This is a genomic window from Kitasatospora sp. NPDC036934 (assembly GCF_055608425.1).
Genome location: NZ_JBVJQR010000040.1, coordinates 30,237 through 53,108 on the forward strand (window position 1 = coordinate 30,237; position 22,872 = coordinate 53,108).

Annotated in this window: 23 protein-coding genes; 15 read left to right on the top strand and 8 right to left on the bottom strand. The window is 73.7% G+C overall.

Going from position 1 to position 22,872, the window contains the following annotated elements:
- The first annotated feature begins 227 nt into the window (after positions 1–227).
- Entirely contained in the window at positions 228–554 is a 327-nt protein-coding gene (locus ACZ7BZ_RS35285; protein ID WP_470361916.1) for an SAV_915 family protein, read from the top strand.
- On the top strand, positions 551–880 hold the full coding sequence (locus ACZ7BZ_RS35290; RefSeq protein WP_470361917.1) for a hypothetical protein: 330 nt from the start codon (positions 551–553) through the stop codon (positions 878–880). Before ACZ7BZ_RS35285 ends, ACZ7BZ_RS35290 begins: the two co-directional genes overlap by 4 nt.
- 10 nt (positions 881–890) lie before the next feature.
- Here ACZ7BZ_RS35290 and ACZ7BZ_RS35295 read toward each other — a convergent pair whose 3' ends face one another.
- Both ACZ7BZ_RS35295 and ACZ7BZ_RS35300 read right to left on the bottom strand, forming a co-directional pair.
- Positions 891–1,139, bottom strand: coding sequence for a hypothetical protein (locus tag ACZ7BZ_RS35295; protein WP_470361918.1), 249 nt, complete (start codon positions 1,137–1,139; stop codon positions 891–893).
- Between the two features lie 79 nt (positions 1,140–1,218).
- On the bottom strand, positions 1,219–1,713 hold the full coding sequence (locus tag ACZ7BZ_RS35300) for an EamA family transporter (protein ID WP_470361919.1): 495 nt from the start codon (positions 1,711–1,713) through the stop codon (positions 1,219–1,221).
- 540 nt (positions 1,714–2,253) lie between these two features.
- Here ACZ7BZ_RS35300 and ACZ7BZ_RS35305 point away from each other — a divergent pair.
- A complete protein-coding gene (locus ACZ7BZ_RS35305; protein ID WP_380457154.1) occupies positions 2,254–3,912 on the top strand; it encodes an APC family permease in 1,659 nt (552 codons plus the stop codon).
- 61 nt (positions 3,913–3,973) lie between these two features.
- On the opposite strand, the gene ACZ7BZ_RS35310 is transcribed toward ACZ7BZ_RS35305, so the two are convergent.
- On the bottom strand, positions 3,974–5,599 hold the full coding sequence (locus ACZ7BZ_RS35310) for an FAD-dependent oxidoreductase (RefSeq protein WP_470361920.1): 1,626 nt from the start codon (positions 5,597–5,599) through the stop codon (positions 3,974–3,976).
- 303 nt (positions 5,600–5,902) lie between these two features.
- Here ACZ7BZ_RS35310 and ACZ7BZ_RS35315 point away from each other — a divergent pair, with 303 nt between their 5' ends.
- From ACZ7BZ_RS35315 to ACZ7BZ_RS35355, 9 genes are all read left to right on the top strand, one after another.
- A complete protein-coding gene (locus ACZ7BZ_RS35315) occupies positions 5,903–7,069 on the top strand; it encodes a SchA/CurD-like domain-containing protein (RefSeq protein ID WP_470361921.1) in 1,167 nt (388 codons plus the stop codon).
- Between the two features lie 32 nt (positions 7,070–7,101).
- Complete coding sequence (locus tag ACZ7BZ_RS35320) at positions 7,102–7,545, top strand: cupin domain-containing protein (protein WP_380463434.1); 444 nt, start codon at positions 7,102–7,104, stop codon at positions 7,543–7,545.
- A complete protein-coding gene (locus tag ACZ7BZ_RS35325; protein WP_380463432.1) occupies positions 7,542–8,798 on the top strand; it encodes a beta-ketoacyl-[acyl-carrier-protein] synthase family protein in 1,257 nt (418 codons plus the stop codon). The genes ACZ7BZ_RS35320 and ACZ7BZ_RS35325 overlap by 4 nt, the downstream gene beginning before the upstream one ends.
- Positions 8,799–8,803: 5 nt before the next feature.
- The gene (locus ACZ7BZ_RS35330; RefSeq protein ID WP_470361922.1) at positions 8,804–10,045 is read left to right on the top strand and encodes a ketosynthase chain-length factor; all 1,242 of its coding nucleotides are present in this window, start codon (positions 8,804–8,806) and stop codon (positions 10,043–10,045) included.
- A gap of 40 nt (positions 10,046–10,085) precedes the next feature.
- Positions 10,086–10,346 carry an acyl carrier protein gene (locus tag ACZ7BZ_RS35335; RefSeq protein WP_470361923.1) on the top strand — a complete coding sequence of 87 codons (261 nt, stop codon included), beginning with the start codon at positions 10,086–10,088 and terminating at the stop codon, positions 10,344–10,346.
- A gap of 1 nt (position 10,347) precedes the next feature.
- Positions 10,348–10,803, top strand: coding sequence for an SRPBCC family protein (locus tag ACZ7BZ_RS35340; RefSeq protein ID WP_380463426.1), 456 nt, complete (start codon positions 10,348–10,350; stop codon positions 10,801–10,803).
- Positions 10,800–11,129: a TcmI family type II polyketide cyclase gene (locus ACZ7BZ_RS35345; RefSeq protein WP_317621160.1), complete on the top strand. Its 330-nt coding sequence runs from the start codon at positions 10,800–10,802 to the stop codon at positions 11,127–11,129. The genes ACZ7BZ_RS35340 and ACZ7BZ_RS35345 overlap by 4 nt, the downstream gene beginning before the upstream one ends.
- Positions 11,130–11,503: 374 nt before the next feature.
- Positions 11,504–11,944 carry a hypothetical protein gene (locus tag ACZ7BZ_RS35350; RefSeq protein ID WP_470361924.1) on the top strand — a complete coding sequence of 147 codons (441 nt, stop codon included), beginning with the start codon at positions 11,504–11,506 and terminating at the stop codon, positions 11,942–11,944.
- 125 nt (positions 11,945–12,069) lie between these two features.
- On the top strand, positions 12,070–12,762 hold the full coding sequence (locus ACZ7BZ_RS35355; RefSeq protein WP_470361925.1) for a class F sortase: 693 nt from the start codon (positions 12,070–12,072) through the stop codon (positions 12,760–12,762).
- Between the two features lie 68 nt (positions 12,763–12,830).
- Here the strand turns inward: ACZ7BZ_RS35355 and ACZ7BZ_RS35360 are convergent, their stop codons facing one another.
- Positions 12,831–13,865, bottom strand: a complete 1,035-nt coding sequence (locus tag ACZ7BZ_RS35360) for a methyltransferase (protein WP_470361926.1) — start codon at positions 13,863–13,865, stop codon at positions 12,831–12,833.
- 26 nt (positions 13,866–13,891) lie between these two features.
- Positions 13,892–14,971, bottom strand: a complete 1,080-nt coding sequence (locus tag ACZ7BZ_RS35365) for a right-handed parallel beta-helix repeat-containing protein (protein WP_470361927.1) — start codon at positions 14,969–14,971, stop codon at positions 13,892–13,894.
- 354 nt (positions 14,972–15,325) lie between these two features.
- Between ACZ7BZ_RS35365 and ACZ7BZ_RS35370 the strand changes: the two genes are divergently transcribed.
- Positions 15,326–16,267 carry a deoxyribonuclease IV gene (locus ACZ7BZ_RS35370; protein WP_470361928.1) on the top strand — a complete coding sequence of 314 codons (942 nt, stop codon included), beginning with the start codon at positions 15,326–15,328 and terminating at the stop codon, positions 16,265–16,267.
- 110 nt (positions 16,268–16,377) lie between these two features.
- Here ACZ7BZ_RS35370 and ACZ7BZ_RS35375 read toward each other — a convergent pair whose 3' ends face one another.
- Positions 16,378–16,602 (bottom strand): hypothetical protein, encoded by a 225-nt coding sequence (locus ACZ7BZ_RS35375; protein WP_465748189.1) that lies wholly within the window; start codon positions 16,600–16,602, stop codon positions 16,378–16,380.
- A 401-nt stretch (positions 16,603–17,003) separates the two neighbouring features.
- Between ACZ7BZ_RS35375 and ACZ7BZ_RS35380 the strand changes: the two genes are divergently transcribed.
- The gene (locus ACZ7BZ_RS35380; protein ID WP_470361932.1) at positions 17,004–18,401 is read left to right on the top strand and encodes an amino acid permease; all 1,398 of its coding nucleotides are present in this window, start codon (positions 17,004–17,006) and stop codon (positions 18,399–18,401) included.
- Positions 18,402–18,478: 77 nt separating this feature from the next.
- Here ACZ7BZ_RS35380 and ACZ7BZ_RS35385 read toward each other — a convergent pair whose 3' ends face one another.
- Together ACZ7BZ_RS35385 and ACZ7BZ_RS35390 are read right to left on the bottom strand one after the other, a co-directional pair.
- Positions 18,479–18,895: a hypothetical protein gene (locus tag ACZ7BZ_RS35385; RefSeq protein ID WP_470361929.1), complete on the bottom strand. Its 417-nt coding sequence runs from the start codon at positions 18,893–18,895 to the stop codon at positions 18,479–18,481.
- Between the two features lie 272 nt (positions 18,896–19,167).
- Positions 19,168–22,119, bottom strand: a complete 2,952-nt coding sequence (locus ACZ7BZ_RS35390) for an ATP-binding protein (protein ID WP_470361930.1) — start codon at positions 22,117–22,119, stop codon at positions 19,168–19,170.
- Positions 22,120–22,429: 310 nt separating this feature from the next.
- Here ACZ7BZ_RS35390 and ACZ7BZ_RS35395 point away from each other — a divergent pair, with 310 nt between their 5' ends.
- Entirely contained in the window at positions 22,430–22,780 is a 351-nt protein-coding gene (locus ACZ7BZ_RS35395) for an ArsR/SmtB family transcription factor (RefSeq protein ID WP_380463832.1), read from the top strand.
- Positions 22,781–22,872: the final 92 nt, after the last annotated feature.

The window sequence follows — 22,872 nt, forward strand, 5'->3', positions numbered from 1 at the left end:
TACGGGACGGCCGGGGTTGGGGCGGATGTACGGCCCCGTTCCGGCCGTGTTCGGGTCGGCGCGGGACTGGTGTAGTCCAATCGGGTGAGCCGGGTGTCAGGAGTGCGTCAACGCACCACCTCATTCGGTCAACGCTGCGTCAGGACCGGCGACGTCCGGCAGGACTCGACCTAGCGTCGAGGCAAGCAGTTCCGGCAGCCACCACCACCCCACCCGGGAGCACCCGCATGGCCTGCGTCGTCTGGCACGTTCCGGTCACCACCACCGGCACCGGAAGCACCGCCGCCCTCCGCCTCTTCCGCATGCGCGACGGCAGCCGCTGCGCGGTCGGATTCTCCAGCCCCGACGCGCTCACCGCCCTCCTGGGGCCCGAGCAGGCCCACACCGAACTCGCCGAGGCCGCCCTGCGCAACCTCACCCGCCCGCTCGGCGTCGACACCCTGGTACTCGACCCGGGTCTGGTCGCCCCGCCCGTCGCCACCGCCGTCACACCCGGCGCCACCCCGGCCGCGGCCCCCGCCCCGGCCCCGACCGCCCGCCTCCAGCACCGGTGACGGCCCCGCTACAGCTCGTCCCGGGCGGGTTCGACCCCGCTCCGGGACGTACCGAGCAGGTCCGGGCGCTGCACGCGATCGCCCGGATCAGCCACGGGCCGGTCCCGCTCGACTTCGACCGGCTGGCCGCGGAGTTCCCGGCCGTGCAGAGCGGCCTGGCGCTCGCCGGGGATGCCGATCTGGAGCTGCGCCTCGCCTGCACCGGCCCGGAGGAGCTGCGGGCGGTCGCCGCCGCCATCCAGCGGGCCGGCGCGGCCAAGGTCCGGATCGACCTGGTGCTGCGGACGCTGACCCCGGCGCCGGTGACGCTCCGGCCGGTGCCGTGAGCCGGGCGGATCACTCGAACCCGGGGCGCGGGTTCGGATTGACCGCCTGGCCGTCGATCTCCGCGCCCCAGGCGTCCTCACCACTGGCGTCCACGCAGTAGCCGCTGCCCTCGACGTGCCCGCCCGCGGCCCGGCAGGTCGCGGCGGTGACGTCGCGCCGCGCGGCCCCCGTCGCCGGGGCGGGGGCCGCGGCACCGGCGACGAGGAGGACGGCGATCGCGGTCGTGACGGCCACCCGGGCCGCGCGTGAGCTCTTCATGCCGCCCACGACAGCACGGCGGCGTGCGCCCGGCGACCACAGCTCGCCCGCCCGGGTGCACCCCGCCGCACCCCGCGGGCTACGACCGGTACGTCGACCGGGTCAGGGCCGCGATCGCGGCCAGCAGCAGCACCGAACCGGCCACCAGCCCGGCCGTGCACGGCTCACCGAGGAACAGCACGCCGATCACCGCCGCCGTGGCCGGCTCCAGCAGCACCAGCACCGAGGCGGTGGTGCCCGGCACGGCGGTCAGCCCGCTGAAGTACCACCGGTAGGCGAACAGGGTCGGCACCGTCCCGAGGAACAGCAGCGCTCCCCCGCCGAGGCTGGTGAGCACCGGCCCGGCGCCGATGGTGACCAGGGTGCCCAGCCCCAGGCCCGCGTAGTGCACGGAGCCGAAGTAGGCGCACTGGCTGACGGCCAGCCCGAGGCCGGTGAGCACGGCGGCGCCGCGCCGGGTGCCGCGCTCCCGCCCCGAGGGCAGCAGCGCCACGCAGAGCGCCGCGACGCCGAAGCGCCAGCAGGAGACGGCCACCGGGCCGAGCCCGCTGGTGCGCATCAGGAGCGCGGCCACGGCTCCGCCCACCCCCAGGCGACGGCGGCGGCGGAAATGGACAACAGGCCGTGCCGGAAGGGCACGACGGTGCAGGAGGTCATGCGTCGGTGCTCCACGATGGTTCGCCGGTTCTGGTCCGCGGGGTACGCCGGGCGGCAGCCATCACCCCGGCGCCGGCGGGCTCTCCCGCTCGGCCGGGTCGGGTGAGGAGACCGCCCGCTAGCGGACCGGCGGCGGGAGGATCGCGAAACGCACGGGACCAGCCTACGACGGGCGGCCCGCGGCATGGCTATGCGGGATACGTCATCCCTATAAACACGTGGGCGATCCATAATGCCCGACCGGATAGCGAAGCTCAATTCACGCTCAAATAGTGAACCTACTGGCGAGTCACGTAACACGCCCATGAACAGAAGGCCCCCTACCTGCACGGATATCTGGCAAAGAAAGTAAACATTCAGCAATGAAATCTGTGCAGAGGTCTATGAATAGCCCTACTGTGTGGCAACTCTCCGCGCTCCGCCCACCCCGGAGCCCCCACACACAGAGAGATCATCCATGGCTTCCCTCAACCAGATCTCGCCGCCCGGCCAGAGCTCCGGCACCACCGGGACCACCCACCGGTCGCTCAAGCGCCACGTCGGACTCGTCGGCCTCATGTGGGCCTCGGTCGGCTCGATCATCGGCTCCGGCTGGCTCTTCGGCGCGAAGAGCGCCGTCACCGCCGCCGGACCGGCGGCCGTCATCTCCTGGGGCATCGGCGCCGTCGCGATCGTGCTGCTCGCGCTCGTGCACGCCGAGCTCGGCGGACTCTTCCCGGTCTCGGGCGGCACCGCGCGCTACCCGCACTACGCCTTCGGCGGCCTGGCCGGCATGTCCTTCGGCTGGTTCTCCTGGCTCCAGGCGGCCACCGTGGCACCGATCGAGGTCGAGGCCATGATCAATTACGCCAAGGACTCGCCCTGGGCCGGCGGACTGCTGAACGCCGACAAGACCCTGACCACCAGCGGGTTCATCGTCGCGACCGTGCTGATGGCGGTATTCGTCGCGGTCAATTTCCTCGGCGTGAAGATCCTCGCCCGGACCAACAGCATCGCCACCTGGCTGAAGATCTTCGTTCCTCTGCTCACGATCTTCCTGCTGGCGATCACCAGTTTCCACGGCTCCAACTTCACTTCGCACGGCTTCGCCCCGTTCGGCGCCAAGGGCGTGCTGGCCGCGATCAGCACCAGCGGCATCATCTTCGCGCTGCTGGGCTTCGAACAGGCCATCCAGATCGCCGGCGAGAGCCGCAACCCCAAGCGCGACATCCCCCGCGCGGTGCTCGGCTCGGTCGCCATCGGCACCCTGATCTACACCCTGCTGCAGGTCGTCTTCATCGGCGCCCTGCCGGTCAGCGCCTTCGCCAACGGCTGGGCGAAGCTCGACTTCCCCGGCATCGACGGCCCCTTCGCCGGTCTGGCCACCCTGGTCGGCCTCGGCTGGCTGTCCTACGTGCTGAAGGTCGACGCGGTGATCTCCCCCGGCGGCACCGGCCTGATCTACACCACCTCCACCTCGCGGATCTCCTACGGCCTGAGCCGCAACGGCTACGCCCCGCAGAAGTTCGAGCAGCTGGACAAGAACGGCGTGCCGTGGTTCGGCCTGATCATCTCCTTCGTGACCGGCGTGATCTGCTTCCTGCCCTTCCCCAGCTGGCAGGAGCTGGTCGGCTTCATCACCTCCGCCAGCGTGCTGATGTACGCCGGCGCCCCGCTGGCCTTCGGCGCCCTGCGCCGCCGGCTGCCCGACCGGGAGCGCTCCTACCGGCTGCCGCTGGGCGCCGTGATCTCCCCGGCCGCCTTCGTGGTCTCCAGCCTGATCATCTACTGGGCCGGCTGGCAGACCCTGTCCCGCCTGGGCATCGCCATCGTGCTCGGCTACGCCCTGCTCGGCAGCTACGCGGCGTACGCGATCAAGAAGGGCCTGCCGAACGCGCCGCGGCTGAACTGGAAGGCCGCCCAGTGGCTGCCGGTCTACCTGCTGGGCCTCGGCCTGATCTCCTGGCAGGGCGGCTTCGGTGACGGCACCGGCCGGATCCCGATGTGGTACGACATGGCGCTCGTCTCGGTGTTCTCGCTGGTCATCTACTACTGGGCGATCCGGGTCGCGCTGCCCGCCGAGGAGATCGAGCGGGAGGTCGCCGACGTCGAGGTGGTCGACGCGGGCGGTCACTGATCCCTCCGAACACGCGGCGGGGCCCGCCGGACACCCGTCCGGCGGGCCCCGCCGCGTTCCGCTACAGGTCCAGCACCGCCCGCAGCGCGGCCTCGACCTCGGCCTCCGGGTCGGCCACCGGGCCCGTCGAGCGCCAGGCGACGAAGCCGTCCGGGCGCACCAGCAGCGCGCCGCCCGGGCCGATGCCGTGCAGGGCGGCGAAGTCCGTGCCCGGCTCCGGGGCCAGGTCGTCCTCGGCGCCGTCGCCGATCCGGTAGGCGTCCAGCGGCACGGCCAGCCGGTCGGCCGCCCGCCGGGCGCCCTGCTGCCAGGCCGTACCCTCCGGGTCGGTGAGCAGCACCATCGCCTGCTCGTAGAGGTCCAGCGTGGACAGCCGCACCCCCGCGCACAGCAGCCACTGGTGCGGCGCCCGGCTGCCCGGTTCACCCGCCGACTCGAACGCCTCCGGGACGACCGGTCCGTGCCGGTCCGTACCGAGCACCGCGCCCCGCGGGTAGCGGTAGCCGAGCGCCACCGCGAGCACCCCGGCCTGCCGGCCGACGCCCGGGACCACCGCGTAGCCGGGGTGGCTGTGCTCGGCGGAGCGGGCCGAGGCACGCTCACCGGTGACCTCGGCGACCGGGCGGCGCTCCTGCCCGTACGTCTCCAGCAGGCCGGGGCCGGCCCAGCCGCAGAGGACGGCGGCCAGCTTCCAGGCCAGGTTGTGGGCGTCCTGGATTCCGGTGTTGGAGCCGAACGCGCCGGTCGGGGACATCTCGTGGGCGGAGTCCCCGGCGAGGAAGACCCGCCCGGCGCCGTACCGCTCGGCGACCCGTTCCGCCGCGTGCCAGGGCGCCTTGCCGGTCACCTCGACGTCCAGTTCGGGCAGGCCGACGGCGGTGCGGATGTGCCGCTCGCAGCGCTCGTCGGTGAAGGCCTCCAGCGGCTCGCCGTGCTCGGGGTGCCAGGGCGCGTGGAAGACCCACTCGGACTGGTTGTCCACCGGCAGCAGCGCGCCGTCCGCCTCCGGGTCGGTCAGGTAGCAGGCGATGAAGTGCCGGTCGCCCACCACCTCGGCCAGCCGCTTGCTGCGGAAGGTGATGCTGACGTTGTGGAACAGCTCGCCCTTGCCGGTCTGGCCGATGCCGAGCCGGGTCCGGGCCGGGCTGCGCGGGCCGTCCGCGGCGATCAGGTACTCCGAGCGCACCACCCGCTCCTCGCCGGTCTCCCGGCTGCGCAGCAGGGAGGTGACACCGTCGGCGTCCTGCTCGAAGGAGACCAGTTCGGTGCTGAACCGCAGGTCGCCGCCGAGTTCGCGGGCCGCGCGCAGCAGCACCGGCTCCAGGTCGTTCTGGCTGCACAGGCACCAGGCGCTGGGGCTGAACCGGGCCAGCCGGCCGCCCGGGTCGATCTCCCGGAACAGCCACTCCTGTTCCTCGCCGGTCAGCGAGGGCGCCTGGAGGATGCCGTGGTTCGGGGCCAGCACCGAGGCCGCCTCGCGGACCGCCGGCTCGATCCCGGCCACCCGGTACAGCTCCATCGTGCGGACGTTGTTGCCCCGCCCGCGCGGGTGATGCGAGGTGTCGGCGTGCTTCTCGACCAGCAGGTGCCGGACACCCAGCCGCCCGAGGAACAGCGCCGCCGACAACCCGACCAGGGAGCCGCCCACGATCAGGACCGGCACCCGCTCGTCAACCTTCGGATTCATCAATTGCTCCACCCTTTACGGGGATTGCGCGGCCCGGCGACTGGCTCGGCACCGCCCTCGACGGGCCCGCTCAGCCGGGGGCCCCGCTCTTCCATCCCCCGCCCGAGGGGGGCTGTGCCGCTGCTTCGCCCGGATGGCTCGCAAATCTCGCGCCGCGCCCGGTCGGCCGCTCACGATCGACCTCAGGCCTGGCGCCGCCTGCCCGGGCCGACCGCCACCGCACCTCCCTCCCACCGGCCGGGAGCACCCGCCGGACGCGGCCGTCACGGCCCGCCGCGTGCGGCCAAGAGCAGAAAGTGGATCATGACAACTCTGTCCGAACCGCAGCCGAAGCAGCACGAAGACTCCGACACCCGGCTGAGGGTGGTGCTGATGCTGGAGATCCAGGACGGCGCCCAGCAGCGTTTCCTCGACGTCTACGAGCAGCTGCGCCACCAGGTCGCCTCGGTCCCCGGCCATGTCAGCGACCAGCTGTGCCAGTCCATCAACGACCCCCGCCAGTGGCTGATCACCAGCGAGTGGGAGGACCAGGAGACCTTCCTGCAGTGGGTGGACAGCCCCGCCCACCGCGAGATGGTCAAGCCGATGCACGGCTGCGTCAGCGACAACTTCCGTTCGCTGCGCTACGCCGTCCTGCGCGAGACCTCGGCGGCCGGCTCCACCGGCACCCGGGCCCCCGTGGAGGTTCCGCCCGGTCTGCCGCGCAGCGAGCCCGCCGGGCACGTCGGCCCGCCGCGGGCCGACCCGGGCCCGGACGGCGTGGTGCGCCACGCGCTGACCTTCACGGTCAAGCCCGGCAGCGAGGCCGAGGTGGCCCGCATCCTGTCCGGCTACACCTCGCCCCGGGCCGAGGTGGACGAGCACACCCGGCTTCGCCGCACCTCGCTGTTCATGCACGGCAACCGGGTGGTGCGGGCCGTCGAGGTGGTCGGCAACCTCGGCGACGCGCTGCGCCACGTGGCGATGCAGCCCGAGGTGCGGGCGGTCGAGGAGGAGCTCAACCCGTACCTGGAGGAGGCCCGCCAGCTGGGCGACCCGCAGTCCGCCCGCGCCTTCTTCGCCAAGGCGGCACTGCCCGCCCGGCACCAGGCGATCGCCAGCTCCCCCGCCTCCGGGCGGCTGCACCGGCACGCCGTGCTCTACCCCGTCCGCCCGGGCCGCGGCCAGGCCGTCGCCGAGCTGCTCTTCGACCACGACAACCTCGCCACCGCCGACCCGACCGGCCCGGTCGCGGCGGCCACCGTGTTCCAGCGCGAGGACACCGTGGTGCGCCTGGTCGACCTGCGGGTGCCGGCCGAGGCCGAACCGGCCGCCGCGCTCGGCGTGGCCGGCGACCAGGAGGCGGCCGAGCTCGCCCCGCTGCTCGACCTCGGAGCGGCCGGCGACCTGCGCACCGTCGCGGGCCTGAGCGCGTTCCTCGCCGCCCGTGCCATGAGCCCGGTCACCGACCGCAGCTCCCAGAACGCCTGACCGTCGGCCAACCCTCCCGGAGGAAAGCCATCATGACCACGCAGTACCCGCGGATCATCAACCTCGACGAGGCCCCGGAGAACCGCCGCCACGGCGCCGAGCTGCGCACCATGCTCACCCCGCCCAGCTGCGGGGCGACCAGCGGCTTCATGGGCCTGGCCATCATCAAGCCCGGTGAGCGGATCAACGAGCACTACCACCCGTACTCCGAGGAGTTCGTGTTCGTCGTCTCCGGCGACCTCGAGGTGGACCTGGACGGGGAGACCCGGCCGCTCAAGCCCGACCAGGGGCTGATGATCCCGATCAACATGCGCCACCGCTTCCGCAACGTCGGCGACACCGAGGCCCGGATGGTCTTCCACTGCGGCCCGCTCGCCCCGCGCCCCGACCTCGGCCACGTGAGCACCGAGGAGTCCGCAGGCACCGGGGAGAGCGCCGCCTCGGGCCCGCCGGAACCCGCCAAGGTGGTCTCGTGACGCGGCGGGTCGCCGTCACGGGAATCGGTGTGGTCGCGCCCGGAGGGATCGGCATCCCGGCGTTCTGGGAGCTCCTGACGTCCGGCCGCACCGCCACCCGGGGCATCACGCTCTTCGACCCGGCCGGGTTCCGCTCCCGGATCGCGGCCGAGTGCGACTTCGACCCGGCGGCCCACGGACTGACCCCGGAGGACGTCCGACGGGCCGACCGCTACGTGCAGTTCGCGATGGTCGCGGCCGCCGAGGCGGTCGCCGACGCCGGCCTGGACCTGGCCGTCGAGGACCCTTGGCGGATCGCCGTCTCGCTCGGCACCGCCGTCGGCGGCACCACCCGGCTGGAGCACGACTACGCCCTGGTCAGCGCCACCGGCGCGCGCTGGGACGTGGACCACCGGCACGCCGAGCCCCAGCTGCACCGGGCCTTCGCCCCCAGCACGCTGGCCTCCGCGGTGGCCGAACGGGTCGGCGCCCACGGCCCGGTGCAGACCGTCTCCACCGGCTGCACCTCCGGACTGGACGCGATCGGCTACGGCTTCCAGGCCGTCGAGGAGGGGCGCGCCGACATCTGCGTCGCCGGCGCCTCCGACTCCCCGATCTCGCCGATCACCGTCGCCTGCTTCGACGCCATCAAGGCCACCAGCGAGCGCAACGACGACCCGGAGCACGCCTCCCGCCCCTTCGACGCCCACCGGGACGGCTTCGTCCTCGGCGAGGGCGGCGCCGTCCTGGTGCTGGAGGAGCTGGAGCACGCCCGCCGCCGGGGCGCCCGGATCTACGGCGAGATCGGCGGCTTCGCCACCTTCGGCAACGCCTACCACATGACCGGCCTCACCAAGGAGGGGCTGGAGATGTCCCGCGCGATCGACCACGCGCTCGACCACGCCAAGGTCGACCGCACCGACGTCGACTACGTCAACGCGCACGGCTCGGGCACCAAGCAGAACGACCGGCACGAGACCGCCGCGGTCAAGCGCTCGCTGGGCGACCACGCCTTCAGGACGCCGATGAGCTCGATCAAGTCGATGGTCGGGCACTCGCTCGGCGCGATCGGCGCGATCGAGGTGGTCGCCTGCACCCTCGCGCTGGCCCACGGCGTGGTGCCGCCGACCGCCAACTACGAGACTCCCGACCCGGAGTGCGACCTCGACTACGTGCCGCGCACCGCGCGTGAGCTGCCGCTGAGCCACATCCTCTCGGTCGGCAGCGGATTCGGCGGATTCCAGTCCGCCGTCGTGCTCAACAGAACGGGGTGAGATCCATGACGTCACGTCAGCAGGGCCGCCGGGCGGTGGTCACCGGTCTCGGCGTGGTGGCGCCGAACGGTGTCGGTGCCGACGCCTTCTGGAAGGCCACCAGGCAGGGCGTGAGCGTCCTCGACCGGATATCCCGCGAGGGCTGCACCGAGCTGCCGCTCAAAGTCGCGGGCGAGGTGCGGGAGTTCGAGCCGCAGTCGGTGATCGACAGCCGCTACCTCGTGCAGACCGACCGCTTCACGCACTACGCGATGGCCGCCGCCGACCTGGCGGTGACCGACGCCGGGTTCCGGCCCGACCCCGAACACCCCTTCGCGGTCGGCGTGGTGACCGCGGCGGGCTCCGGCGGCGGCGAGTTCGGCCAGCGCGAACTCCAGCAACTCTGGGGCCAGGGGCCGAGGTTCGTCGGCCCGTACCAGTCCATCGCCTGGTTCTACGCGGCCAGCACCGGCCAGATCTCGATCCGCGGCGGCTACAAGGGCCCGTGCGGGGTGGTCGCCAGCGACGAGGCCGGCGGCCTGGACGCCCTCGCGCACGCCGCCCGCTCGGTCGAGCGCGGCACCGACGCCGTGGTGGTCGGCGCCGCCGAGGCCCCGCTGGCGCCGTACTCCATGGTCTGCCAGCTCGGCTACCCCGAGCTGAGCCTGGCCGACCGGCCCGACGCGGCCTACCTGCCGTTCACCGCCCAGGCCTGCGGTTTCGCCCCCGCCGAGGGCGGCGCGATGCTGCTGCTGGAGGACGAGCAGGCGGCCCGGCGGCGCGGCGCCGACGTCCGGGCGTACCTGGCCGGGCACGGCGCCACCTTCACCGGGGCCTCCCGCTGGGAGGAGTCCCGGGAGGGGCTGGCCGCCGCGATCCGGATCGCGCTGGACGAGGCGCGGATCGCGCCCGAGGAGATCGACGTGGTCTTCGCGGACGCGCTCGGCGTCCCCGCCGCCGACCGGGCCGAGGCCCTGGCACTGGCCGACACGCTCGGTCCGGCTGCCGAGAGGGTCCCGGTCACCGCCCCCAAGTCCGGTACGGGCAGGGCCTATTGCGGCGCCCCGATGCTGGACGTGACGGCCGCCGTGCTGGCCATGGAGGACGGCGTGCTGCCGCCCACCCCCAATGTCACCGAGGTCTGCCACGACCTCGCCCTGGTGACCGACCGCGCCCGCCCGGCCGAACTGCGCACCGCGCTGGTGCTCAGCCGCGGGCTGATGGGCTCCAACTCCGCGCTGGTGCTCCGCCGCGGCGAGCCGTCCTGACCCCTGAACCCCCGATCCACCGCACTTCGAAGGGAACCCCGTGAGCAACACCCTCAGCTATCCCGAACTGGCCGCCCTACTCCAGTCCCGGGCCGGTGTCACCGTCGACCCGGGCGACCTGGAGCAGCCGGGCGCCCAGTTCGACGACTTCGGCGTCGACTCGCTCGGACTGCTCGGCATCGTCGGCGAGCTGGAGAACCGGCACAGCCTCAAGGTCACCTCCGGCGCCGAGAGCGCCAAGACGCCGGCCGAGTTCCTGGAGCTGGTCAACACCTCCCTGTCCGCGAAGGCAGGTGCCTGAGATGCCCGGCCACACCGACAACGAGATCGTCATCAACGCCCCGGTCGACCTGGTCTGGGAGATCACCAACGACCTGGAGAACTGGCCGGAGCTGTTCAGCGAGTACGCCTCGGTCGAGGTGCTGGAGCGCGAGGGCGACCGGGTGCAGTTCCGGCTCACCATGCACCCGGACGAGAACGGCAAGGTCTGGAGCTGGGTCTCCGAGCGCACCACCGACCGCTCCTCGCTCGCGGTCAGGGCCCGCCGGGTCGAGCCCGGCCCGTTCGAGTTCATGGAGATCCGCTGGGAGTACGCGGAGGTCCCGGCCGGCACCAGGATGCGCTGGATCCAGGACTTCGCGATGAAGCCCACCGCGCCGGTGGACGACGACGGCATGGTCAACCACATCAACAAGAACTCCCGGATCCAGATGCAGCTGATCCGCGAGAAGGTCGAGAAGCGGGCGGCCGAACGATGACCGGGACCCACCGCGCCCTGATCGTCGCCCGGATGAAGCCCGAGGCCGCCCCGGACATCGCCGAGGTGTTCGCCGACTCCGACCGGGGCGAGCTGCCGCACCTGATCGGCGTCACCGGCCGCAGCCTCTTCCAGTTCGGCGACGTCTACCTGCACCTGATCGAGGCCGACCGCCCGCCGGGCCCGGCCGTCGCCAAGGTCCTCGGCCACCCGGAGTTCCGGACCGTCAGCGACCGCCTCACCGCCTACGTCCAGGCGTACGACCCGGCCACCTGGCGCGAGCCCAAGGACGCCATGGCTCGCGAGTTCTACCGCTGGGACCGCTGACCGCCACCGCGGTCCGCCGTCCCTCTGGGCCCGCCCCCGGCCGTGCGCCGGGGGCGGGCCCACGCGCGCCCACCACCCGGCGGCGCGGGGCGCCAGTGCCACCCGCGCGCGACTCGTGGCCCGTACCACCCGGCGGCGACGTGTGGCACCGCTACCACCCGGCGCCACGCCAGGTTCACCCGGATCGCCGGGGCACCCGGGTGAACACGCCCCGGACTCCACTCGAAGGGCGCACGGAGCGTACCGGTGCTGCCACGCTCCGGTGGCAGTCGGCCGCACCGTGGTTGACGGTGGATCAGGCGCCACTTTCCGCGAGTCCCCTTGACCGGCATCGTGCCGGCGGTCGCGGTCCGCGCGCCGGAAGGATCATCCTCATGCGTTCTGCACGTACGCTGCTCGCCGGAGCGGCCGTCGCCGCCGTCCTCACCGTCGGCACCCCCATGGCCTTCGCCGACGGCACCTCCTCGGACCAGGGCAAGAACCTCACCTGGCAGGAGAAGCAGCCCGACAACAAGGGCGGTTCCGGCTACGACGACAAGAAGTCCGGCGGCTCCGACGAGCACAAGGGATCGGGCGAGCACAAGGGCAACGACGACCACAAGGGCAACGACGAGCACAAGGGCAGTGACGGCCGGGGCTCCGACGGCCGCGACGAGGAGTACGCCTCCCCGCACGGCGGCGTGCACACCGGCGGCGGTGGCCTGGCACTGTCCGGCGGCGGCCTCGCCTCCGGCGCGGTGCTGCTGCTCGGCGGCCTGGGGGCCGGCGCGTACGCGCTGCGCCGCGGCCGCCGTACGTCCGGCGCGGTCGCCTGACCCTGCCGACTGATGCCTGCTGCCTGATGCCGCCTCTGGGCGCCTCCCCCCGGCCGGGGTGGGGCGCACGGAGGCGGCGGGCCGTTGCGGAACCCCGACGAAGGAACGTCGAGCGGAGGACAGGAATGACGGGCGGTCCCGGGTCCGGAATGCCCCGGCTGCTGCGCGGCGGCATGGGCGCGGCTGCGGTCGGCCTGCTGCTGATCTACAACTCGGTGGACACCGGGCCGAGCGGGGACACGACGGCCGGCCAGGCCGCTCCCCCGGCGGCCGTCGCCCCCGCCGTCCCGGGCGCGGTGGCGGCCGCCGCCACCGCGAACGCCTCGCCCGCGGCGCCGGGCTCGCCGGTGCTCAAGCGCTCCAAGCCGACCCGGCTGCGGATCCCGCAGATCGCGGTGGACGCGCCGTTCACCGAGCTCACCCTGGGCCCCGCCGGGCAGCTGAACGCGCCGCCGCCTGACGACAAGAACCTGGTCGGCTGGTACCGGGACGGCGCCGCCCCCGGCGAGCGCGGCAGCGCCGTCGTCGCCGGGCACGTGGACACCACCAAGGGCCCGGCGGTCTTCCTGCTGCTGAGCCTGCTGCTGCCCGGCAACAAGGTCGAAGTCAGCCGCGCGGACGGCACCGTGGCGGTCTTCACCGTCGACGCGGTGGAGACCTTCGCCAAGAACGCCTTCCCGGACCAGAAGGTGTACGGCAAGACCCCGGACGCCCAGCTCAGGCTGATCACCTGCGGCGGCACCTACGACAAGAAACGGCGGGACTACCTGGACAACGTCGTGGTCTTCGCCCACCTGGAGTCCTCCCACAAGGCCTGAACCCACGCGACGGCCGCTGCTCCCCGACCCGTCGGGGAGCAGCGGCCGTCGCGTACGGGCCGGGCGGCTCAGCCGCGGACGGTGGCCTCGAAGGCGTGCAGGTAGGGATTGACCGGGCGGACGGCGGCGACGTCGAGGCCGGCCTCCTGCATCAGCTGGACCATGCTGTCCTCGGAGTGCTTGGCGCCGCCCACGTTGAGCATCAGCATCAGGTCCATGGCGGTGGTGAAGCGCATCGAGGGGCTGTTGTCGACGAGGTTCTCGACCACCACGACGCGGGCGCCGGGGCGGGCCACGGCGACCACGTTGGCGAGGGTGCGGCGGGTGCTGTCGTCGTCCCACTCCAGGATGTTCTTGATGATGTAGAGGTCGGCGCGCACCGGGATCTCCACCCGGCAGTCGCCGGGCACCAGGCGGGCGCGGGCGGAGAAGGCGCCGCCGTCCTGCAGCCGGGGGTCGGCGCCGGCGACGACCTTGGGGAGGTCGAGCAGGGTGCCGTGCAGGGCCGGGTGCTTCTCCAGCAGGCTGGCCAGCACGTGGCCCTGGCCGCCACCGATGTCCGCGACCGAGTCGATGCCGGTGAGGTCCAGGTAGCCGGCGAAGTCCATGGCGGACTGGCGGCTGGAGGTGGTCATCGCCTTGTCGAAGACCTTCGCCGAGTCGCCGGCGTCGCTGTGCAGGTAGTCGAAGAACTCCTTTCCGAACAGCTCGGGGAAGACGTTGCGCCCGGAGCGCACCGCCTCGTCCAGCTTCGGCCAGGCCTCCCAGGTCCACGGCTCGGTGCACCAGAGGGCGATGTGGCGCAGCGAGTTGGGGGCGTCCTCGCGCAGCAGCCGGGACATCTCGGTGTGTTCGAAGCAGTCGTCGCCGGTCTCGGCGAAGAGCCCGTAGCAGGTGAGCGCGCGCAGCAGCCGGCGCAGCTGGCGGGGCTCGGTGTCGAGCCGCGCGGCGAGTTCGGTGACGGCGGTCGGGGTGTCGCCGAGGACGTCGGCGACACCGAGCCGGGCGGCGGCGCGCACGGCGGCGGCGCAGGCGGCGCCGAAGACGAGCTCGCGCAGGCGCATCGCGGCCTGGGGCGTGGGGTTGACGGGTGCGGTGGTCATGGGCTGGTCCTTCTCGATCGGGGTCGTCAGCAACGGCCGGACGGCTCGGAGACCGAGCAGGTGTTGCGGGCGAAGGAGTTGTCGGTGCCGGAGTCGCGGTCGGCGAGGTCGGCCGGGCCGTTGCCGCTCAGGTGGTTATCGGCGACGGTCGCCCGGGTGTTGGGGATGCCGACGGCGCTCTTGAAGAGCACGATGCCGCCGGAGAAGTCCGAGGCGCCGACGTTGTCGTGGACCTCGTTGTCGGTGACCCGGGCGTCCTCGGTGCCGGTGAGCACGATGCCGGCGCCCTGGATGGCGCCGAGGCGCGGGTTGGCCGGGCAGAACTTGTTGTTGGCGACCACCCGGTTGCGCCGGACGTCGAGGTCCCCGGCGCGGGGCACGCCCTCGTCGCCGACCACGAAGACGCCGCTGCAGTTGCCGCTGATCCGGTTGCCCTGGACGGTCAGCACCCGCAGTCGGCGCACGGTGACGCCGACCCGGTTGCCGGTGAGCTCGTTGCCCTCGACGACGGTGCCCCCGGTGTCGGGCGCGCCGCCCTCGCGGTAGGCGTAGTTGGCGAGGAAGACGCCGGACTGGCCGTTGTCCACCGAGCGGTTGCCGAGGATGGCGGCCTTGGTGGAGATCTCCTGGCTGATGCCCTGCTGGGCGTTGTCGTGGACGTAGGTGGCGCGGACGGTCAGGCCGGTGGTGCCGCTGGCGTCGATGCCGTTCTTCCGGAAGCCGGTGACGGCCAGGGCCTCCACCGTGACGCCGGGCAGCGGGGCGGCCTCGGTGCCGACCACGCAGACGCCGTGCCCGGCGGTGGCGCAGGCGTTCTCGGTGCCGTCCCCGGGGGTGATCACGCTGTCCGGTCCGGAGCCGCGCAGGGTGAGGTCGGGGGTGGCGATGCGGACGCTCCCGCGGTAGGTGCCGGGGAGGAGCTGGATCGTGTCGCCGGGGTGGGCTGCGTCGACGGCTCGCTGAATCGATTCTCCCGGCTGGACGAAGAGCACCGCGCCATCGGCGGCCTGGGCCGCGGGGGCGGCGGCCAGGGTGGCGAGGACGGTGGTCAGGGCGGTGGCGGCGGCGGTGGCCGCGGCGAGGTGGTGGAGCCGACGGGTGGGCATGGTGGTGACCTGCTCTTTCGGCGCGCTTGGTGCGGCGGGTGCGGCGGGTGGGGCAGCGGGGACGGTGCGGCGGTGGGACGTGCGGCGGTACGGAGGTGGGGCAGCGGGGACGGTGCGGCGGTGCGGGGTCGTGCTGCGCGGGAGGCGCTCCGACCCGGCGTGTGCGGGTGGTGACGTTCGGTGAGTGCGGCCGAGTCGACGGTACGGGCGCCCCGTGGGGGCCGCCACCAGGGCTGGGCTGCCGGACTGACGGGACGTCGGCCGCCGGTGGGACGCCCCGGCGTGGCGCGCTTACCCGGCGCCAGGACGGGCCCGCGCGCCGTCGCCCGTCGGGCCCGTGGCATCCTCGGGGGCATGAGCACCGCGCCCGAACCGACCGCCGCCGCAATCCGCAATCCGATCGGCGCCCACGTCCCGGTGGCCGGCCGCGGCCTGGCGGGCACGGGACTGGCGTACGCCCGCAGGGTGGGCGCCGAGACCGTGCAGGTGTTCGTGGCCAACCCGCGCGGCTGGGCCACCCCCGCGGGCAACCCGGCGCAGGACGAGGAGTTCCGCACCGCCTGCGCCGAGCAGGGCGTCCCGGCCTGGGTGCACGCGCCGTACCTGATCAACTTCGGCTCGGACAACCCGGCCACCCGGGAGCGCTCGGCCGACTCGCTGCGACACTCGCTGCACCGCGGGCACGCGATCGGCGCGCTGGGCGTCGTGCTGCATACCGGCTCGGCGGTCGGGACGGCACCCGGCGGCGGCTCGCGCCGGGCCGAGGCGATGGCCCAGGTGCGCGCCGACGTCCGGCCTCTGCTGGACGAACTGGACGCGCTCGGCGACGACGCCCCCTGGCTGCTGCTGGAGCCGACCGCCGGGCAGGGCAGCTCGCTCTGCTCCCGGCTGGAGCAGCTGGCCGAGTACGTGGAGGCCCTGGACGGGCACCCCAAGGTGGGCGTCTGCCTGGACACCTGTCACGCCTTCGCCGCCGGGCACGACCTGGCCGCTCCCGGCGGGGTGACGGCCGCGCTGGACGCCCTGGCCTCGGCGGCCGGCCCGGGTCGGCTGCGGCTGATCCACGCCAACGACTCGGAGGACGTGGTCGGCGCCCGTAAGGACCGGCACGCCAACATCGGCGCCGGGATGATCGGCGCGGAGCCGTTCCGGGAGCTGTTCGAGCACCCCGAGACGGCCGGGGTTCCGCTGCTGGTGGAGACCCCGGACCGCAAGCACGGCGGGGACGGCACCGGGCACGCGATGGACATCGCGGTGCTGCGGGAGCTGCGCGAGCGGGCGGCCGTACCGGCCTGAGGCCCGCCGGGGCGGCTGTCGCCGGCGCCCGCCCGACCTGCTGCGGCGGGCGAGCACGGGTGAGCCCGGGACCGCTGCGCGGTTCCCGGGCTCACCCGTCGATCAGCCGATCAGCAGTCGCCGATGCAGTCGTCCTCGGTGTGGGCGTGGACGTTGGTCCAGTTGGCGTGCGGGCCGAACAGGCCGACACCGGCGCTGCCCATCTCCAGGCTCTGCCCGGTCGACGAGTGCGACGCGTGCCAGTTCGCCATCGCCGGCGCCGGCGCCGCGAGGGCGGCGGCACCCGTCACCACGGTGATCACGGCGAGCTTGCGGATGTTCCCACGAAGCGACATCTGATGTCCCTTTGGCTTGTCTCTGGTCCTCGACCCGCGCCCCCGAACGGCCAGTTCGAGCCGATTCGACGGGCCGGGCGACGCCCCACCGGGAGGCGCCGGGCCAAGGTTGGCACACGAACCCGCACCGGAGGCGCGCGCCGCAGCCGCGCTGGGACATTCGGGTGACACATCTCCCCCTGCCGGACGAACGCGGTCGTACGCCTGCATTCCGGGTCGAACAGCTTCGCGGGGCGCCCCGGACGAGTGCCCGTCCGAGCGGCCCGAGACCGCAAGTCTTGCGGCGATCCGCCGGGCGGAATGAACAAATCCCATCGATTTGGTGCAAGGTGCCGCGCGGTCCGAGCATGAACGGTCGCTCCACCGAGCGCGAGCAGGACCACGAAAGGCGCACCACCCTCATGCAGACCAGCCCCGCCGCACCCCGGCAGGCGACCCGACCGAGCGCTCCGGCCGGCCTCGACCCGGCAGGCCCGGAGCCGGTCACCCCCGCTCCTCCGCAGAACGGCCGCCGCTTCGGGCTGCCGACCGCCACCGCCCTGGTGATGGGCAACATCATCGGCGGCGGCATCTTCATGATCCCGGCCGCGGTGGCGCCGTTCGGGACGGTCAGCCTGCTCGCCTTCGTCGTCCTCACCGTGGGGGCGATCGCCCTCGCCCTGGTCTTCGGGCAGCTGGCCCGCCGCAACCCGCGCACCGGCGGGCCGTACGTCTACGCCCGGGAGGCCTTCGGAGACTTCGCCGGCTTCCTGTCGGCCTGGTCGTACTGGATCACCACCTGGGTCAGCAACGCCGCGCTCGCGGTGGCCGCCGTCGGCTACCTGGACGTACTGGTGCCGCTGCACCACGACATCGCGCTGGAGATCACCGCCGCGCTGGCCCTCCAGTGGCTGCCCGCGCTGGCCAACCTGGCCGGCACCCGGTTCGTCGGCGCCGTCCAACTCGTCTCCACCGTCCTGAAGTTCATCCCCCTGCTGCTGATCTCGGTGGGCGGGCTGTTCTTCTTCGACCCGAAGAACATCGGGCCCTTCGACGCCGGCGACCAGGGCTGGATGGGCGGCATGACGGCCGCCGCGGCGATCCTCCTGTTCAGCTACCTGGGCGTGGAGTCGGCCGCGATGAGCGCCGGGCAGGTCCGCGACCCGGAGCGCAACGTCGGCCGGGCCAGCGTGCTGGGCACCAGCGGCGCCGCGGTGGTCTACCTGCTGGGCACCCTCGCCGTCTTCGGCACCGTCGCGCACCAGCAACTGGTCAGCTCCAGCGCGCCGTTCTCGGACGCCATGAACGGCATGTTCGGCGGCACCTGGGGCGGCACGGTGATCGCCGTCGCCGCGCTGATCTCGATGACCGGCGCGCTCAACGGCTGGACCCTGCTCGCCGCCCAGGCGCCGTACGCGGCCGCCAAGGACGGGCTGTTCCCGGCCGCCTTCGGCCGGGAGAAGCGCGGCGTGCCGACCTTCGGCGTGATCGTCAGCGTCGCCCTCGCCTCGGTGCTGACCATCGCCAACTTCGCCAGCGGCGCCAAGGGCGCGTTCAACATGCTGGTGCTGGTCACCACCTTCACCGCGGTGGTGCCCTACCTGCTGTCCACCGCCGCCCAGTTGTACTGGCTGGTCCGCGGTGCAACCGACAAGGTCAACGGCCCGCACCTGGTGCGCGACGCCGTCCTCGGCCTCGGCGCCTTCGCCTTCTCGCTCTGGCTGCTGGCCGGCGCCGGCTACGCCGCCGTCTACCAGGGCGTGCTGTTCCTGTTCGCCGGCGTCCTGGTGTACGTCTGGCTGGCCGGGCGCCGCCGCTAGGTTCTGTCCGCGACCCGCCGGCATCGCGGCTACGGAACGGCACTTCTCGCCGTAGGGTGCTCTCCCGCGAGGTCCCCTCACGGGCCCAGATCTTCGGAGGCGGCTTCCCCGACCCCAGCCGCATCCTGTTCGCCGATCTGAACGGCGACGGCAAGGCGGACGCCGTCAAGGTCAACCAGGACGGCACACTCACCGCCTGGCCCAACCACGGCGTCCTCGACGACGGAGGCTGGGGTACCCAGCGGCAGATCGGCTCCGGCTGGAACGACCCCGCCCGCAAACGCTTCACCGACCTCAACGGCGACGGCAGGGCCGAGGTCGTCTCGATCGACGCCGACGGGAACCTGCGTGCCTTCCGCGACATCGACGGCATCAACGGAAACCGGGCCGACGGTGTCACCGTCGGCACCGGCTGGAACGATCCCACGCGCACCCGTCCTCGCCTGACCGACACCCGCCGAAGGGCGGCAGATCACCGGCCGGAACCCCTTCACACCCGGCGCGGTCGGGTGGTGGCCCCGGCAACGGTCCGGCCACCCGACCGCGCCCGCTGCGCGAGGCGGGGCCCGGCACCTACCGGCCCGGAGGAGGGCCCCGCCGGTGCCGGGCGGCGAGCGATCGGTAAGCGATCGGTAAGACGCCCCTGCCTACATTCGAGGTACACACCCGCGGGGGGACGGCCGGGTCCGCGCAGGGGACGGACCCGGCCGCGGGTGTGTACCGTCCGTGGACGGCCCGAACCGTCCGTGGACCACCGCGGCGCGCCTCACCCGTCGTGCGACAGCGCGTCCGCGTCGCCGTTCGCCGGGCCCTCGCCCAGCTCCCGGGCCTCACGCCGCACCCGTTCGGCGGGCCCGGCCAGCCCCGCCGCCTCGTAGGCGCGCCCGAGCGCCCGCAGCGCCTCGGCGAGGAAGGACCGCCAGCCGCGGGCCCGCCAGAGCAGGACGGACTCCTCCAAGTGCGCGACGGCCGCTTCGTGCTGCCCCGCCGCGAGGTCCAACTCACCCAGGATGCCCAGGGCTTGGGCGAGGTGGTGGCCCAACTCGAAGCGCCGCGCGATGGCCAGCGCCGCCTCCGCCGTCTGCCGCGCCCGGTCGTCGCCGGTCTTCGCATGGAGCGTGGCCAGGTAGAGCAGGGAGAACGCCTCGGCGTAGCTGTCGCCGAGCGAGCGGGCCATCGCGAGCGAGCTCATGAGCAGGTCGCACCCGCGCCCGACGTCGCCCGCGCGGCCGTGGGCGGCCCCGAGGAACTGGATCGCGGTGGCCTCGAAGCGGACGTTGCCGATCATGCGCGCCAGGCGCAGCGTCTCGGTGAGGTGCTCGATGGTGCGGCCGAGGTCGGTCTCGCCGTGGGCGACGGCGATGATCTGGTGTGCCTTGGCCACTCCGCCGGGGTGGTCGTGGCCGGCGGCGAGGTCCAGGGCGTGGTGGGCGGTGTCGAGGGCCTCGCGCGCGCGGCCCTGGGCGACCAGGCTCCAGGCGAGCAGGACGAGGGCGTCGGCGGCGCCGCGCGGTTCGCCCACCTGCTCGAACAGATCGAGAAGCTGCCGCGCGCGGCCGTCCAGCGCGACCATCGCCTCGGTCCCGTCGGCGGGGGTCGCCCAGGTGGTCACCTCGATGAGGCCACGGGTGAGCACGGCCGTGCCGACGACGTCGCCGGCCGCCTTGCAGACCTGGAGGAGGGCGAGGTTGGTGGTGCGCCAGTCGTCGTAGAGGCCGCGGACGTCGCAGTACTTCTCCTGGCAGGCGGCAAGGTCCCAGGCGGTCGGGACGAGGCGCAGCGCGGCGGCCTGCCGGGCGCACGCGTTGAGCGCGGGCTGCTCGACGTCGAACCAGGCCATCGGGTCGTCGAGCAGCCGCGCCGCGGGGCCGTCCGGCAGCGGGCGGCGCGGGGCGGCGCTGTGGATCGCGGCGAAGCAGGGCCCCGGCACCTGGTCGCCGGCCTGTTCGGCGAGCCAGAGCCAGGCGCCGAAGGCCCGTTCGAGGGCGTCGGCGCGATCGGCGGGGCCGTCGGTGGCGTGGGCGTGCTCGCGGGCGTAGAGCCGGACGAGGTCGTGGAAGCGGTAGCGAAGGTGGGGCTCGGTGCCGGTCTCCTGGAGGAGCTGGGCGTCGATGAGCTCCTCCAGCTGCCGCTCGGCCTCTTCCAAGGGGATGTCTGCGAGCGCGGCGGCGGCCCAGGGGGCGAAGTCGGGTGCGTCGAGCAGGCCGAGCAGGCGGAAGGTGCGGCGGGTCGACTCCGGCAGCCGGGTGTAGCCGACGGCGAAGCCCGCCCGCACGGCCAGGTCACCGGCCGCGAGCTCGTCGAGGCGGCGACGCTCGTCGCGCAGCAGCTCGGCGAGGCGGGCGAGGCTCCAGCGCGGGCGGGCGGCCAGGCGGGCCCCGGCGATGCGGACGGCGAGCGGCATGCCCCCGCACAGGTCGGCGATCTGCCCGGCGGCGACGGGTTCGGTGGAGACCCGCGCGTCGCCGACGATGTGGCGCAGCAGCGTCTCGGCGTGGGCGGCGTCGAACCCGCCGAGGTCGATGAGCCGGGCGCCGGGCAGGGCGGTGAGGGTGGCGCGGCTGGTGACGAGCGCGGCCGTTCCGGACTGTGCCGGGCTGCCGGGGAGCAGGGACCGGAGCTGGGCCTCCCCCGCGGCGTTGTCCAGGAGGACGAGCACGCGGCGGTCGGCGAGCAGGGTGCGGTAGAGGGCCGCGCGTTCGTCGAGGGACTCGGGGATCTCCCGGGCGTCGGCGCCGAGGGCGCGCAGGAAGGCGGCGAGCACGCGGGCCGGGTCGGCCGGTTCGTCGTCGGCGCCGCGCAGGTCCGCGTAGAGGCGGCCGTCGGGGTAGTCGGCGGCGGCGCGGTGGGCGGCGTGGACGGCGAGGGCCGTCTTGCCGATGCCGCCCATGCCCGAGACCACCGGCACGCGGCCGTCGGAGAGGGCGGCGAGGACGAGCCGCAGGTGCTCCTCGCGGCCGGTGAAGTCCGGCAGATCGGGCGGGAGTTGGCTCGGCGCGCGGGCCGGTCGGGCGCCGTCGTGATCGCGGGCCAGCAGCGCGAGGAAGACGCTCTGGACCTGCTCGCCCGGCTCGATCCCGAGCTCCTGGGCCAGCCTCCGGCGCAGCGTCTGGAAGCGGCGCAGCGCCTCGGCGGGGCGGCCGTCGGCGGCGAGCAGTTCGAGGAGGGCCGCCTGCACGGGCTCGTCGAAGGGGTACTCCTCGGCGAGCGCCGTCACGGCCGGCAGGGCGCAGCGGGGGTCGGCGCTCCGGGCGAGGGTGAGGGCGGTGGTGCGGACGGTCTCCTCGACCGCCGTCAGCAGCGGGTCCTCGCGGTTGAGCCGGTCCAGCCCGGCCAGCACCGGGCCGCGCCGCAGGTCGAGCGCGGCGGCCGGCTCCCCGTCGGCGGCCAGCCGCCGGAAGCGCCCGAGGTCGACGGCCTCGGGGCGGACGGCCAGCCGGTAGCCCTCGGCGTCGGATTCCAGCACGACCGTGCCGTCGCCGAACGTCGCGAGCCACCCGCGCAACCGGGACACCCCGGTGTGCACGGCGCCCCGGCCGACCCGGTCGGTCTGCCCGGCCCACACGAGCTCCAGCAGCCGCGCGGCCGACAGCCGCTCGCTCTCCGCGAGCAGCAGCGCGCCCAGCAGCCCGCGCAGCACTGCCGCCCGGGGCAACGCCTGCGGCTCCGAGTCCACGGCGACCGCCAGCGGACCCAGCACCCCGAACGTCATCCCCATCGGTTCCAGCCCCTCACGCTCGTCACTCGAACAGGCCGCTCCCCGCACACGTGATCATGACAGCGGTGCGGACACCGAGCAACGGCCCCGCGCAACGCTATCGGGCCCGCCTTCGCGGGCCCCGTGCACTGCCGGTCAGCCGGTGAGCGCGGACGCCGCTCGCTCCGTTCGTGGTGCCGGGCGCTTCGGGACCGGATGATCAAGCACGCGCGGGGTTGCTAGAGTCAGCGGTGATGATGTTCCGAACCACCTACACCGGACGGGAACGGTGAGCCCGGTGACTTCGCCCACCTCGCGGCAGCCCCCGGTGGTGAGCGTGCCGCTGTACCAGCACAAGGCGGAGTTCTTCAAGACGCTCGGCCACCCCGCTCGGATCCGGGTGCTGGAGCTGCTGAGCGAACGTGAGCAGGCCGTCGCGGAGCTGTTGCCCGAGGTCGGGATCGAGGCCGCGCACCTGTCCCAGCAACTGGCGATCCTGCGCCGCACCGGGCTGGTCGCCTCCCGCCGGGAAGGCGGCACGGTGCTCTATCGCCTCACCACACCCGAGGTCGCCGAGCTCCTGGCGGTCACCCGCTCGATCCTGGGCACCCTGCTCACCGACCGCGCCGAGCTCCTGGACGAGCTGCGCGGCGACACCGGCCCCACCGAGCACGGGGCATAGGCCCAATGCCGGTGACTTTGCTGTCTCTGCCTCGTTGATGGTGGTGTGGCGAGGGTGGGGCAGGTCAAGTCGCCTGCGGGTGAGCGGTTGTC

Bases quoted from the DNA above. Each gene is read 5' to 3' on its own strand.
- ACZ7BZ_RS35285 (WP_470361916.1), top strand. From the start codon at position 228: ATGGCCTGCGTCGTCTGGCACGTTCCGGTCACCACCACCGGCACCGGA.
- ACZ7BZ_RS35295 (WP_470361918.1), bottom strand. From the start codon at position 1,139: ATGAAGAGCTCACGCGCGGCCCGGGTGGCCGTCACGACCGCGATCGCC.
- ACZ7BZ_RS35305 (WP_380457154.1), top strand. From the start codon at position 2,254: ATGGCTTCCCTCAACCAGATCTCGCCGCCCGGCCAGAGCTCCGGCACC.
- ACZ7BZ_RS35310 (WP_470361920.1), bottom strand. From the start codon at position 5,599: ATGAATCCGAAGGTTGACGAGCGGGTGCCGGTCCTGATCGTGGGCGGC.
- ACZ7BZ_RS35315 (WP_470361921.1), top strand. From the start codon at position 5,903: ATGACAACTCTGTCCGAACCGCAGCCGAAGCAGCACGAAGACTCCGAC.
- ACZ7BZ_RS35320 (WP_380463434.1), top strand. From the start codon at position 7,102: ATGACCACGCAGTACCCGCGGATCATCAACCTCGACGAGGCCCCGGAG.
- ACZ7BZ_RS35330 (WP_470361922.1), top strand. From the start codon at position 8,804: ATGACGTCACGTCAGCAGGGCCGCCGGGCGGTGGTCACCGGTCTCGGC.
- ACZ7BZ_RS35340 (WP_380463426.1), top strand. From the start codon at position 10,348: ATGCCCGGCCACACCGACAACGAGATCGTCATCAACGCCCCGGTCGAC.
- ACZ7BZ_RS35345 (WP_317621160.1), top strand. From the start codon at position 10,800: ATGACCGGGACCCACCGCGCCCTGATCGTCGCCCGGATGAAGCCCGAG.
- ACZ7BZ_RS35350 (WP_470361924.1), top strand. From the start codon at position 11,504: ATGCGTTCTGCACGTACGCTGCTCGCCGGAGCGGCCGTCGCCGCCGTC.
- ACZ7BZ_RS35355 (WP_470361925.1), top strand. From the start codon at position 12,070: ATGACGGGCGGTCCCGGGTCCGGAATGCCCCGGCTGCTGCGCGGCGGC.
- ACZ7BZ_RS35360 (WP_470361926.1), bottom strand. From the start codon at position 13,865: ATGACCACCGCACCCGTCAACCCCACGCCCCAGGCCGCGATGCGCCTG.
- ACZ7BZ_RS35365 (WP_470361927.1), bottom strand. From the start codon at position 14,971: ATGCCCACCCGTCGGCTCCACCACCTCGCCGCGGCCACCGCCGCCGCC.
- ACZ7BZ_RS35370 (WP_470361928.1), top strand. From the start codon at position 15,326: ATGAGCACCGCGCCCGAACCGACCGCCGCCGCAATCCGCAATCCGATC.
- ACZ7BZ_RS35375 (WP_465748189.1), bottom strand. From the start codon at position 16,602: ATGTCGCTTCGTGGGAACATCCGCAAGCTCGCCGTGATCACCGTGGTG.
- ACZ7BZ_RS35380 (WP_470361932.1), top strand. From the start codon at position 17,004: ATGCAGACCAGCCCCGCCGCACCCCGGCAGGCGACCCGACCGAGCGCT.
- ACZ7BZ_RS35390 (WP_470361930.1), bottom strand. From the start codon at position 22,119: ATGGGGATGACGTTCGGGGTGCTGGGTCCGCTGGCGGTCGCCGTGGAC.